Origin of the sequence: Moraxella equi, from assembly GCF_002027555.1 — a bacterium.
In the GTDB taxonomy this organism is placed as follows: domain Bacteria; phylum Pseudomonadota; class Gammaproteobacteria; order Pseudomonadales; family Moraxellaceae; genus Moraxella; species Moraxella equi.
Genome location: NZ_MXAP01000012.1, coordinates 13711 through 26301, shown reverse-complemented (window position 1 = coordinate 26301; position 12591 = coordinate 13711). Strand labels below are relative to the sequence as shown.

Here is a 12591-nt window from a genome sequence, read left to right as displayed (position 1 = left end):
AGTCCAAAATGGTGCATTGCCCGCATTATAATTTGTGTTAATTTTTAGGTTCCGTTGGTATGTGAGCTTGAAATTTGTGTAAAGATACTTGTTGTTTTTGCGTAATTGTTATGTAATAATATACTTTTTTTGAGGTAATTATGCATTTACGTACATTAAATTTGACGATGTTGGCGATATTGGCTCAGGTGGCAATGGCAGAAGAGTTGCCCAACGTTCAATTGCCGGCAATGACCATCTATCTTGATGAAAAAGCACCAAACGCCACCTATATTTATAATAAATTATCAGATAATAAAACACTTGGCGATGCAGTTAAAGGCATCTCAGGCGTGCAGAGTAGTAGTTTTGGTCCGCATGCAGGTTCGCCCGTGGTGCGTAGCTTATCTGGCAATCGAGTTAATATCACAGAAAATGGCATGGCGGTCAATGGACTAAATGCCATGAGTGCAGGGACAAATATCGCTTTTGACCCAGTATTTCATCGTTTGGTCGGTGTGCAAAAGTTTAATAATGTCGTAAAAGAAGGTGGTCATGCCATTGGTGGTAGCGTAGAGATTGATGGCGGTCTTGTGCCAAAGTATCTTAATGATGAGCCTGTGGGGCTTGAAGTGCATTTGCAAAAAGGTTTTAATGACATTGACTCGCATGGCATCAAGGCGAATTTTAACAACCAAAAAAACATCAGTGTCAATGTCTTGTATTCTACTCAGCAGTTAGATGGCTACGACATTGTGGGGGCAAGTAAGGCGGGTGTGTGTGATAGTCAATTAATTTCACGTAACCAATACGGGCTTGGCTATGACATGAATTTGGTGAATTCATGTCAACGCCAGCCTGTCATCAAAAGCGAATTTAACATCGCTTCCAAAAAATACTATATGCCCGATTATTATGACATGACAACGGGCAAGATTCATGATAAATACAGCGATTGGGGACTTGAATTGACAGATGTGTTCACCAATACGCCAAATCCTAGGTATAAAGACAATCCCTATTATGTCGCAGGTACCCCCGACAAGATAGAGAAAGTGGATAAAATTTTGGACATTACCGAAAATTATCATAAGAAGCTAGGCAACAGCGATCTTGAAAATCATCGCTTGGGCGTGGCAGGTAGTTATTTTTGGCAAGGACATGGCAAAAGCAATTACATCGCTTTATCTGCTGATACAAAGCACAGTCGCTATGGACTGCCGGGTTTTTCCATGTCAAATCTAGGAGCAGGGCTTGATTATAAAAGCGGTCAGCCCGTGCGTATTGATGGCACGCAAAATAAACTGGCCGTCGAAGCACAGACACATCATGCTTCGCCTTGGCTAAATCGCATGACCGTTCGTGCTGGCTGGGTTGATGAGCAGAGTAAAGAGAATGTGGGGGAGCAGTTGGCTAATGACTACCGTTTTCGCACCAGTCAATTTGCCACATCGGCTTATCATCAGCCCCAATCATTTATGTCGGGTGTGGTAGGGGTAAACGGCTCTAAAAGACAGGTTCAAGGAGCGGGCGAATCGGTGTATCTGCCTAATGTGAATACAACAACTTATGGGATGTTTTTACAAGAAACGCTATCATTTAAGCCTGTGGATTTGACATTGGGTTACCGCCATGAACGTGTTGAACACGATATTGTGGGTGACTTTGCCACACATCGTAACGCCAAGAATACAAAGCTAGAAGGCAGAAAATATGGGCTAGATAGCTATGATATCCAAGCATCTTTTCGTCCGTTTGACCAAGTGGGCATTAAGGCTCGCTATGCCGATAGCCAAAGAGCACCTGACATTAATGAGCTTTATGCATCCAATTTACATTATAGCATCATGGCACACGAAGAAGGCAATCAAAACCTAAAACCAGAGCGGGTAAAAAGCAAAGAATTGTCTGTATCATTTGATGGTTCGGATTTTGATGTAAATGCATCAGTGTATGCAAGTAAGTTCACCGACTACATTCATATGGCGTCAAGTGGGGCGATTACAGGTGGAGCGAGGATGCCATTAAAATACTGGCAACAAAATGACGTTCAGGTAACGGGTTTTGAGGTAGATGTGAGTCGGGATTTTGATTTGGGGCGTTATGGCAGTATGACGATATCGTCATTTGCTGATTTGGTTAAAAACAAACATCTAAATGCTGGTGAAGTGGCTTTACATAACGACGGTATCTATATGCCAAATATGCCAACCAATCGCTACGGACTTGGGGTGAAGTGGCAGTATCAGGATTGGCAAGTGGGTATTGATGGTGTGTATTATGATGAGCCGCGTTATCAAAACGCCAAAAGCGAGACAGCACTACCTGCCTACACACTTATCAGTGCAGATGTGAAAAAAGACGTGTATTGGTTGGGCAGTCCGATGACGTTGCGTTTTGGTGGTACAAATTTGCTTAATGAGGATGCTCGCCCGCATAACTCACCCTTGCGTTATATCGCCCCGCTACCTGCCAGAGCTTTTACCGTTGGTGTCACAGCACGATTTTAATGACAAAAACGCACTATCTCGGTGCGTTTTTTATTGTAAAAAATTTGGGAAATTTGTCAAAACAGAGTACAATAGAGATTATTTTATCATTTATTTTATCGGAGATTTTTATGTTTAACAAAAATGAATTTATTGGGCTACTGCTTGATTATGGCGTTTTAAAATTTGGCGAATTTACCCTAAAATCAGGACGTGTCAGTCCCTATTTTTTTAATGCAGGACTACTGTCTGGCGGCAAGGCGTTGGATATGCTCTCAAACGGTTATGCTGATATTTTGGCAGGACAGTTGGGTGACAACCCCACGATTTTTGGGGCGGCGTATAAGGGCATTCCGTTTGTGGCGACCACCGCTCAGACTCTATGGCGTTCGCATGGCATTGACACCGCTTGGGGCTATAACCGCAAAGAAGCCAAAACGCATGGCGAGGGGGGCAACCTTGTTGGAGCGGATTTGTCAGGCAAATCGGTGTGGGTGATTGACGATGTCATGACCGCAGGGACGGCTGTGCGTGAAGTGGTGGAGATTTTAAGGAATGCAGGGGCGAGCCTAGCTGGGATTGTCATCGCCCTTGACCGCAAAGAGCGTGGGCAGGACGAGCGTTCGGCAGTAGAGCAAATCAAAGATGATTTTAGCGTGCCTGTGTTTGCCTTGGTGGACATTGATGACATTATTGCCTTTTTGCAAGACAAAGGCGAGACCGAGCATTTGGCAAAAATGCAAGCCTACCGTGAGCAATATGGCGTATAGGGGGTGTTATGGCGGTGGTTGAAAGAACGTTTGTGATTGATGAAGAGCTTGCCGTGGCGTTGGATAAGATATGTGGGCTTGACAAGCAGTCGGAGTATGTCAATCGGCTGTTTGCGTCATTGATTGAGCAAAAAAACCGTGAAGCCATTGAAAATATCATTTGGCATTTTGACGACAGCACGCCCAAACAAGGCGAAAAAACAGGCACGGAGCTTTTAAGACAACTGCGAGACACACATTATCATGTATGACGTATTGCCAAAAGTGGTTGTGGATGCCAATATTTTTATCAAAATTTTTGCGCCCGAGCCAGACAGTCAAACCGCCCGTGAATTTTTGTCATTTTGCAATCAAAATGACATAGCATTTATCGCCCCCACGCTTTTTGAATACGAAGTGATTGGCGTGTGCGTGCAAAAAGGCGTGGATTTGGACAAGCTGTTATCTAGCCTAAATGTCTATTATAAAGCCAGTCTTAGTCTGTATAAACCAACGCTTGACGACTGGCAACTGGCGACCAAAATCTGCCAAGACGGCAATGCCAAAAGTGGCTATCCGTCCATGTATGACAGCATTTATCAGGCAATGGCAATCAACCGAAACATCACGTTTGTCAGTGCCGACACTCGCCATATCGCCAAAGCCAAAAAGCATGGCAATGTCTGTGCGTTGGCAGATTGGCGTGGTATTTTTAAAAATTTTTAACTGGAAAATCTGATGAAAAAACTCAACTTTCTTATCGTCATGGACGATATTGCCACCATTAACTACAAAAAAGACACCTCCCTTGCCATGATGTGGGCGATAGCCGAGCGTGGGCATGGCTTGGCGTATTGTGGCATTCATGATTTGTGGCTTGATAAGGGCGAGCTGTGCGTGGATAAACAGGACGTGGAAGTCTTTAAAAATCCTGATAATTTTTATAAATTGGGCGAAAAATCAACCGTCAAAGCCACAGAATTTGACGTGATTTTGATGCGTAAAGACCCGCCTTTTGACATGAATTTTTTGTACGCCTTGCACCTATTAGAATACGCCAAACGGGCAGGCGTGCTGGTGGCAAACGACCCAAACTCGGTGCGTGCGTGTAACGAAAAGCTCTTTGCCACGCAGTTTAGCGAGCTGATGAGTCCGACCATTGTTACCGCCAAACAGTCGCACATTCGCTCGTTTATTGACGAACATCAAGACGTGATTGTCAAGCCGCTTGACGGCATGGGTGGTATGGGGATTTTTTGTTTGACGGCAGATAGCCCCAATATCGGCTCAACTTTGGAGATGCTGACCCAATTAGGAACTCTGCCTATCATGGCTCAAAAATACCTGCCCGAGATTAAAGACGGTGATAAGCGAGTGCTGATTGTTGGTGGTAAGGTTGTGTCGTTTTGTTTGGCTCGTATCCCGCAAGGGGGCGAGACTCGGGGCAATCTGGCGGCGGGCGGACGTGGCGTTGCCATGCCACTCACGGACGCTGAGCGAGCTGTTGCCGAAAAAGTCGCCCCTACTTTGGTGGAAAATGGCTTGTATTTTGTGGGGCTTGACCTTATCGGGGCAAAAATTACCGAGATTAACGTAACCTCGCCAACGTGCGTGCGTGAGATTGACGAGCAATGTGGCACAACCATTGCGGTGGATTTTATTGAGTTTATTGAAAATTTGGTAAAATAAGTTGTGGTTGATTTATTATGATTGTGGGGTAAATTGCAATTTACTCTAAGGAAATGCCACGTGGGCGTGTTCATCACGCCCTTACTAACTGCGGTAATTTTCATCAAATCATCATAAACCATTCACAAAACCGTCATAAAAAGCTCGTATCCTATGCGTACTTTGATAACTTTTGGAGTACGCCATGCCATTGCACAGCAACACCGACCTAGACCACGATGACGAAATCATCGAAGACTCAAACCCGACCGACAACCCCGAATTTGCCAATATGCTCATCAAAAGACGCTCCATTTTAAAGGGTGGGGCAGGGCTCATGACTGCAAGTTTCTTTGGCTCATTGCCCCTTATGGGCTGTGCCACAGGAGCAGGAGTAGGCACGGCAACAATAGCAACCAATGGGGCAGGCAAATTCCCAAAACGCCCAACCGCCCTAAAATTTACCGCGGTTCCCCATTACACAGGGGGCGACATGATTGTGGCGGACGGTTACCGTGCCGAGCTGATTTTACCCATGGGAACGCCCATTGTCAGCGGACTTGGTGAGTGGACGGACGACCGTATGGTGGTGGGCGAATCTTTTAAATACCGCATGGGCGACAACCATGACGGAATGTGGTTTTTTGGCTTAAAAAACAGCAGTTACGCCCCCGATGTGTCCGAACGGGGACTGCTTGCCATGAACCACGAATACACCAACTCAAACCTAAATCCCATTGAAAACTACTCCGACCAAGACGACACCGCTCCCAAGATTTTTCAAAAAAGACGACTTGCCAATGACGTTCGCCGTGAAATCCACGCTCATGGTGTGTCGGTGGTGGAAGTCAAACGCACGCCCACAGGTTATGAGCTCATCAAGGATTCGCCCTTTAACAAACGCTACACCAGTGGCACGCCAGCCCAATTGTCAGGCGTGGCAAAGGGCAGTGAATTTGTCAAAACACGCCTTGACCCACAAGGCTTATCGAGCGTGGGCATCAACAACCAATGCGGAGCAGGGCTTTCGCCTTGGGGGACGTATTTGACGACCGAAGAGAATTTTTTGAATGTGTTCGCTCGTGGGGCGGATAAGGACATCATCGGCGACAAAAACGACAAACGCCTTGCCCGATATGGCTTAAAAGAAGACACGATGGGCGACCCTGCGTACAGTTGGCACACGCCAAAGGACGGACAGGCAGGCGAGTTTGACCATTGGGACATCACCGCCAAGGCAGGCAAAACCGCCACGGATGATTATCGCCATACCTTTAACACCTTTGGCTACATTACCGAGATTGACCCTTTTAATCCAAAAGCAAAAGCGGTCAAACGCACAAGTTTGGGGCGGTTTGCTCATGAAAACTGTGCCTTTGCCCCACCAAACGAAGGCGAACCGCTTGTGTTTTATATGGGCGATGACGCTCGGGGCGAGTACATTTATAAATTTGTCTCCGATGCCAAATGGACAAATGCCGATGTGGGCGGTGGGCTTGCGGTGGGCGATAAATATTTGGATAAAGGCACGCTGTATGTGGCGGTGTTCCACGATGACGGCACGGGGCAGTGGCGTGAGCTGTCTAAGAAAAATCCCATGCTTGCCGACTTTGAGAGCGATGCCGAGATTGCCGTGTTTGCCCGTATGGCAGGCGATAAGGTGGGAGCGACCAAAATGGACAGACCTGAATGGGTGTCGGTAAGCCCTTTGACTCGTGAGATTTATATAACTTTGACCAACAATTCTAAGCGTAAAGAAGAAGACGTGAACGGAGCCAACCCTAGAAGTTATGACGGCAAGGGCAATCAGCACGGGCATATCATTCGCTTTGCCGAGACGGCAGGGGGCGTGGGTGGTACGTTTGTTTGGGATATTTATCTGTTTGCATCTCCCCATGACAAGCACGAGCAAAACCTATCGGGCTTGACCGCCGAGAATGACTTATCGTCCCCTGATGGGCTGTTTTTTGACCCCCGTGGCGTGCTGTGGATTCAGACCGATGACGGGGCGTACACCAAAACGACCAACTGTATGCTACTGGCAAGCCTGCCAAACCACATCGGAGACGGGGCGAGCCTGACCACAAGCACAGGCAAAACCACCCACATGGGGGCAAAAGCCACGCCCGACACGCTAAAACGCTTTTTTGCCGGACCAAAAGGGTGTGAAGTAACAGGCATTACCATGACCCCTGATTGTAAGGCGTTGTTTATCAATATTCAGCACCCTGAGGGTACATTTGGGGCGGTGGCAGGGGGCAAAACCCCACGCTCTGGCACGGTGGTGATTACCAAAAAAGACGGTGGCGTGATTTTGGCGGAGTCGTTGGACGGATAAACGTAGTTGGTTAAAATAAAAGAGTGGATATTTTTCCGCTCTTTTTTATTGTAAAAATTACAAAAAATTCTATGCTAAAATACCCCAAAACTACAAAAATCACAGGACTATTTATGTCAATCCAACCCCACGCCATAGACGTTGTCATTCCTTGTTATAATACCGCCCATACCTTATCCTGTGCGGTAGAGAGTGTGTTGGTACAAGAGCATTTGGGCAAGATTTATCTTATTGATGACGACTCAACCGATGACACATGGCAAACAATACTGTCATTACAAAACGCTTATCCTGACAAAATCCATGCTGAGAAACTTACCCAAAATAAGGGCGTGGCAACGGCTCGCAATATCGGGGCAATGCTTGCCAAGTCGGATTTTGTTGCTTTCTTGGACGCTGATGATAGCTATGGCAGGCAGGTGCTATCGGCGTGTGCGATGATTTTTGAGCGGTTTGACGTGGGGCTTGTTCGTTTGCCGATGAAGCCTGTTGATTTGCCAAACAGATTTGCAAGCCACCCTAATTTTGATATGGCATGGCGAACCTTTGAGATGACCGCAGGGAGTAATATGGTGTTTTATCGTCCGTATTTTTTGGCGTTGGGCCGGTTTGACGATGATGAAATTTTTAAAAAATTTGGTGGAGAAGACGGAGCGTTAGGGCTTGCCACGATTGATACAGCAAGGGTTGCTACGCTGTTTGATAACCCTGATTTTGACGTGTTTGTGTATTATCATTGCCATGACAATATGCACGCCAATCATCTTTTTAATGCCATGTTGTTTGGTAAAAATACCCGCCAAGTCTTAGATACCGACCTCAAAAAAGCCAATCAATCCACCCAAAACGCCATTGACAGAATCCAAAAATTACAACGCATTTTGGCGGAGCAAAAGGGCAGGTTCCCTGTTATATTAAGCTAGGGCGTGCCTACCCTTTATAACACTATTTATGATATAGAACTATTTTAGAAATAAAACCAATCGTTTTTGCATGAAAAATGGCTAAATCTTGTTTTTCATCGTCAAAAACTTGTCTGATAGAATGACTATCAACCTACGTTTTTTCCTTGAAAAACTGGCGATTTTTCTCATTTTTCATTGCAAATACAAAAGGCGGGCACGCCCTAATTTGTCTTTTTGTAATTTTGGTTAAAATATATCCCCACCCACTCATTTTCCCCTTGTAATTTCCCCCATTTTGTTACAAAATAGGGGGTTAAATTTTAAATTAGAGAATAACGATGAATGTATTGATTATGGCGGCAGGTACAGGCGGACACGTTTTTCCTGCGTTGGCGGTGGCGGACGAGCTGACAACTCGTGGGGCGGTAGTGCATTGGCTTGGCACGCCAAACGGTATGGAAAATGAGCTTGTCGCCAAACATGGCTACACCATGCACCATATTGATATGCAAGGGCTTCGGGGTAAGGGGTTGGCACGCATGATTAAGCTCCCCTTTATGCTGTTTAAAGCGGTTATGGCAAGCAAAAATATCATCAAAAACAACAACATAGATGTGGTTATCGGCTTTGGTGGGTATGTTACCGTACCGGGGGGATTGGCAAGCAAATTATCAGGCAAACCACTCATCATTCACGAGCAAAACGCCATTGCAGGCATGAGCAACAAGACCCTAGCCCCCCATTCGGCAAAAGTACTACAAGCCTTTGACGGGGCATTTAGTGGCATGGGCGACAGACTTGTTACGGTGGGTAACCCTGTACGCACTGCGATTATCAACGCCACATCGCCAAGCGAGCGTTATGACGTGGCGGATACATCGCCCCTAAAGGTGCTGGTGGTGGGCGGTTCGCTTGGGGCAAAAGCCATCAATGAAGCGGTGGTAGAGCTGTTAAAGTTGTCCGACAAGCCCCTAACCGTGCGACACCAATGCGGCAAGGACAACCATAACGCCATGTTGGTTGCTTACTCACAAGCAGGGATTGATACAAGCCGTCATGTGTTTGAAGTCATACCGTTTATTGATGACATGGCACAGGCGTACAGTTGGGCGGACGTGATTATTTGTCGGGCAGGGGCTTTGACGGTAACCGAGATTGCCAGTGTGGGCGTTGCTCCGATTTTTATTCCGCTACCGCACGCCGTGGACGACCACCAAACCGCCAATGCCAAGAACCTAACCGAGCATGGGGCGGGGATTTTACTCCCCCAAAGTGAATTATCGGGCGAAAAACTTGCACAGATTTTGGGTAATCTTGACCGTCAGCAATGTCTAGATATGGCAAATAATGCCCGAGCTTTTGCCAAAACAGACACGACCACGCAAGTGGCGGATATTGTGGAGCGTGTGGTTAAGGGTTAGTTTGTTGTTTGGCATTGTTTAATAAAGATATATTTTAAAATTTGGACGTGCAGGGACGAACACAACGCCCAAAAATCAACACTTTATCACAGGGTAAATGTAATTTGCCCCTACAAATTAACAAAAAATATCATTAATTTACAATATCTTTTTTCCGATAAATTAAAAATGTTTTATTATAAAATCAACGACACATTAAGTTTAACCTTAGTGCATTCATCATTTGCCAGTCAAATGATTGACATTGTTAATACCCAAAAAGATTATTTGGGCAAATGGCTACCGTGGGCGAATGATTTTAGTGAAAATAGCTATCGTGAATTTGTCAAATTTGCCTTACACCAATATGCCGATGACAAAGCTATTCATACCCATATTATTTATGATGATAAAATCATTGGAGCGGTGAGTTTAAATAACATTTATCATCATCTAAAAAAGGCGGAGATTGGCTATTGGCTACACCAAGAATATCAAGGGCGTGGTATCATGACCCTTGCTGTGCGTGCGATTATGGACATTGCCAAACATACCTATGGCATGGATGTGGTGGACATTAAGGCAGGCGAGCATAATGCCCCAAGCCGACAAGTCGCCGAGCGATTGGGATTTGAGTTTTGTGGTATCATTGCCAATAATGAAAATGTCAATGGCGATATTATTAACCATGCGGTTTATATGTATCGGTTTTGATTTGAAAATGATAGGGTAAAATATTTGTCTTGATTTGCTAAATGAAATTTTATTTATATATTAATAGTTAAATTTTAAATGAATTGGATATTTTAAATTAAAGGTTATCCAAATAAAAAATCATGGTAATTATTTACCAGCCCATTTAACACCTAAAAAGAGAAAAAGTTATGCCAAATTCAACCAACGTCAAAACCCTGCCCAAACAACTCATTGAAATCCCAGAGATGAGACGGATTAACACCGTGCATTTTGTCGGTATTGGTGGGGCAGGTATGTGCGGAATTGCCGAAGTGCTTGCCAATCAAGGCTATACGGTAACAGGCTCAGACATCAAAGAAAGCGTGGTTACTAAGCGACTAGAGAGCCTGGGCATTACGGTGTTTATCGGGCATAATTCGTCCAATATCAAAAACGCCGACGTGATTGTGGTATCGTCCGCCATTGACAAAACCAACCCTGAGATTCAGACCGCCTTGCAAGCCCGACTGCCTGTGGTTCGCCGTGCCGATATGCTAGGCGAGCTTATGCGATACCGCCACAGCATTGCGGTGGCAGGGGCTCATGGCAAGACCACAACCACAAGCCTACTTACGATGATGCTCACCGAAGCGGGACTTGACCCAACTTATGTGATTGGCGGTAAATTGAACGCCTCTGGCAAAAATGCGTCCTTGGGTAGTAGCCGATACCTTGTGGCGGAAGCGGACGAGTCCGATGCGTCTTTTTTGAGTTTGCGTCCGATGGCGAGCATTGTTACCAACATTGACGAAGACCACATGGACACTTATGGCGGTAGTTTTGATAAGCTAAAACAAGCCTACATTCAGTTTTTGCACAATATGCCGTTTTATGGGTTGGCGGTGGTGTGTGGCGATGATGATGAGCTATATGGCATGATTGATGACATTGCTCGCCCTGTGCTGACTTTTGGCTTTAAAGAGCATAATGACGTGCAAGCGGTGGACGTGGTGGTGGACGGCACTCGCACGCATTTTACCGTATTGCGTAAAGACCGTGAACCGCTTCGCTTGACCTTAAATATCCCCGGTGAGCATAACGTGCTAAATGCCTTGGGGGCGATTACGCTGGCGACCGATGAAGGCGTGGACGATGAGGCGATTGTGCGTGCGGTGGGTAAATTTGCAGGCGTGGGCAGACGCTTTGAACAGCAAGCAGACGTAAATCATGACGGGGGTAATATCCTGCTCGTTGATGATTACGGTCATCACCCTGCCGAAGTGCAAGCGACCATTCGTGCTGCCCGCCAAAGCTACCCCGACCGCCGTTTGGTGATGATGTTTCAGCCACACCGTTACAGCCGTACACGGGACTGTTTTAGTGAGTTTGTCAATGTCTTATCGCAGGTGGATAAGCTTGTTTTGCTGGATGTGTACAGTGCTGGCGAAGAGCCGATTAAGGGGGCGAGTAGCAACGATTTGGCTCGTTCACTGCGTGAGCGTGGGCAGGTTGAGCCGATTGTGCTAAGTGTCAATGACAAAGAACAAATCGCCCAAGTGCTAAAAGTTACCCTACACGCCAATGACCTGCTTATCACGCAAGGGGCGGGCAATGTGGGGCAGATTTGTTTGGAGCTTCGGGATAATAATTTGTATTTATAGGGGGTGAATATGCAAACACAGCCTATTACTAGTATCAATCAAGCGGTCAATTATATTCAATCATTACCAATATCCATGCAGCAAGAAATGATTGATTGGATAGCGACTTTTCAACACAAAAAAGAGCAAACCGCCACTCAAAAAACCGAATTGTCCGATTTACAAAAGAGTTTTTTGGAATATGAAAAATTTCATCAAAAAATGATTGTCGAATTTGACAATGATGAAATGAGCGATGATGATTATGATAAATTTTTGGCAAGTTTGAGAGATAAAAACGATGTTGGGCGAGAAGTGAGTTTTGAATGAAACGATTGATTTTGCCTGATAATAATATTTTGTCTGAAATTACCAAAGTTAATCGCTGTGAAAATGTGGTGCAAAAATACCGCACGCATTTAGATGAGATGATTTTGGCGATTACCGTTTGGCATGAATTGCTATATGGCTTGTATTGTATACCAGACGGCAAACGCAAAAAAGATGTTGAGTTTTTTATTAAAAAACAAGTTGCACTGATGCCGATGTATGAATATACACCAAAATGTGCCGACATTCACGCCAAAATCCGTGCCGAATGCCGAGCAAAAGGCAAAACTTTATCTTTTGCCGACAGTCAAATTGCGTCCATTGCCTTAGCCAATCATGCCATTTTGGTAACTCGCAATGTGGATGATTTTAAATATATTGACGGTTTGATGATTGAAAATTGGTTTGATAATTAACC

The 12591-nt window shown here is 45.3% G+C and carries 12 protein-coding genes; all 12 read left to right on the top strand.

The window, feature by feature from the left end; genetic code table 11:
- Positions 1 to 140: 140 nt before the first annotated feature.
- The 12 genes from B5J93_RS01070 to B5J93_RS01010 all read left to right on the top strand — a co-directional run bounded on the left by B5J93_RS01070 (position 141) and on the right by B5J93_RS01010 (position 12589).
- Positions 141 to 2489, top strand: a complete 2349-nt coding sequence (locus B5J93_RS01070) for a TonB-dependent receptor domain-containing protein (RefSeq protein WP_079324019.1) — start codon at positions 141 to 143, stop codon at positions 2487 to 2489.
- A 110-nt stretch (positions 2490 to 2599) separates the two neighbouring features.
- Complete coding sequence (gene pyrE / locus B5J93_RS01065) at positions 2600 to 3238, top strand: orotate phosphoribosyltransferase (protein WP_079324054.1); 639 nt, start codon at positions 2600 to 2602, stop codon at positions 3236 to 3238.
- An 8-nt stretch (positions 3239 to 3246) separates the two neighbouring features.
- Positions 3247 to 3489 carry a hypothetical protein gene (locus B5J93_RS01060; RefSeq protein WP_079324018.1) on the top strand — a complete coding sequence of 81 codons (243 nt, stop codon included), beginning with the start codon at positions 3247 to 3249 and terminating at the stop codon, positions 3487 to 3489.
- Entirely contained in the window at positions 3482 to 3943 is a 462-nt protein-coding gene (locus B5J93_RS01055) for a type II toxin-antitoxin system VapC family toxin (protein WP_079324017.1), read from the top strand. Before B5J93_RS01060 ends, B5J93_RS01055 begins: the two co-directional genes overlap by 8 nt.
- Before the next feature lie 12 nt (positions 3944 to 3955).
- Positions 3956 to 4906, top strand: a complete 951-nt coding sequence (gene gshB / locus B5J93_RS01050) for a glutathione synthase (RefSeq protein ID WP_079324016.1) — start codon at positions 3956 to 3958, stop codon at positions 4904 to 4906.
- Positions 4907 to 5090: 184 nt separating this feature from the next.
- Positions 5091 to 7223 (top strand): PhoX family protein, encoded by a 2133-nt coding sequence (locus B5J93_RS01045; protein WP_079324015.1) that lies wholly within the window; start codon positions 5091 to 5093, stop codon positions 7221 to 7223.
- 113 nt (positions 7224 to 7336) lie between these two features.
- Positions 7337 to 8146 carry a glycosyltransferase family 2 protein gene (locus B5J93_RS01040; RefSeq protein ID WP_079324014.1) on the top strand — a complete coding sequence of 270 codons (810 nt, stop codon included), beginning with the start codon at positions 7337 to 7339 and terminating at the stop codon, positions 8144 to 8146.
- Positions 8147 to 8466: 320 nt separating this feature from the next.
- On the top strand, positions 8467 to 9549 hold the full coding sequence (murG, locus tag B5J93_RS01030) for an undecaprenyldiphospho-muramoylpentapeptide beta-N-acetylglucosaminyltransferase (RefSeq protein ID WP_079324013.1): 1083 nt from the start codon (positions 8467 to 8469) through the stop codon (positions 9547 to 9549).
- Between the two features lie 168 nt (positions 9550 to 9717).
- The gene (locus B5J93_RS01025) at positions 9718 to 10242 is read left to right on the top strand and encodes a GNAT family N-acetyltransferase (protein ID WP_079324012.1); all 525 of its coding nucleotides are present in this window, start codon (positions 9718 to 9720) and stop codon (positions 10240 to 10242) included.
- A 170-nt stretch (positions 10243 to 10412) separates the two neighbouring features.
- The gene (gene murC, locus B5J93_RS01020) at positions 10413 to 11864 is read left to right on the top strand and encodes a UDP-N-acetylmuramate--L-alanine ligase (protein ID WP_079324011.1); all 1452 of its coding nucleotides are present in this window, start codon (positions 10413 to 10415) and stop codon (positions 11862 to 11864) included.
- Between the two features lie 9 nt (positions 11865 to 11873).
- A complete protein-coding gene (locus B5J93_RS01015) occupies positions 11874 to 12173 on the top strand; it encodes a hypothetical protein (RefSeq protein ID WP_079324010.1) in 300 nt (99 codons plus the stop codon).
- Positions 12170 to 12589 carry a type II toxin-antitoxin system VapC family toxin gene (locus tag B5J93_RS01010; protein ID WP_079324009.1) on the top strand — a complete coding sequence of 140 codons (420 nt, stop codon included), beginning with the start codon at positions 12170 to 12172 and terminating at the stop codon, positions 12587 to 12589. Before B5J93_RS01015 ends, B5J93_RS01010 begins: the two co-directional genes overlap by 4 nt.
- Positions 12590 to 12591 lie beyond the last annotated feature (2 nt).

Coding starts and splice junctions, on each gene's coding strand:
- B5J93_RS01025 (WP_079324012.1), top strand. CDS start 9,718: ATGTTTTATTATAAAATCAACGACACATTAAGTTTAACCTTAGTGCAT.
- B5J93_RS01060 (WP_079324018.1), top strand. CDS start 3,247: ATGGCGGTGGTTGAAAGAACGTTTGTGATTGATGAAGAGCTTGCCGTG.
- murC (WP_079324011.1), top strand. CDS start 10,413: ATGCCAAATTCAACCAACGTCAAAACCCTGCCCAAACAACTCATTGAA.
- B5J93_RS01010 (WP_079324009.1), top strand. CDS start 12,170: ATGAAACGATTGATTTTGCCTGATAATAATATTTTGTCTGAAATTACC.
- B5J93_RS01040 (WP_079324014.1), top strand. CDS start 7,337: ATGTCAATCCAACCCCACGCCATAGACGTTGTCATTCCTTGTTATAAT.
- B5J93_RS01055 (WP_079324017.1), top strand. CDS start 3,482: ATGTATGACGTATTGCCAAAAGTGGTTGTGGATGCCAATATTTTTATC.
- B5J93_RS01045 (WP_079324015.1), top strand. CDS start 5,091: ATGCCATTGCACAGCAACACCGACCTAGACCACGATGACGAAATCATC.
- B5J93_RS01070 (WP_079324019.1), top strand. CDS start 141: ATGCATTTACGTACATTAAATTTGACGATGTTGGCGATATTGGCTCAG.
- pyrE (WP_079324054.1), top strand. CDS start 2,600: ATGTTTAACAAAAATGAATTTATTGGGCTACTGCTTGATTATGGCGTT.
- B5J93_RS01015 (WP_079324010.1), top strand. CDS start 11,874: ATGCAAACACAGCCTATTACTAGTATCAATCAAGCGGTCAATTATATT.
- murG (WP_079324013.1), top strand. CDS start 8,467: ATGAATGTATTGATTATGGCGGCAGGTACAGGCGGACACGTTTTTCCT.
- gshB (WP_079324016.1), top strand. CDS start 3,956: ATGAAAAAACTCAACTTTCTTATCGTCATGGACGATATTGCCACCATT.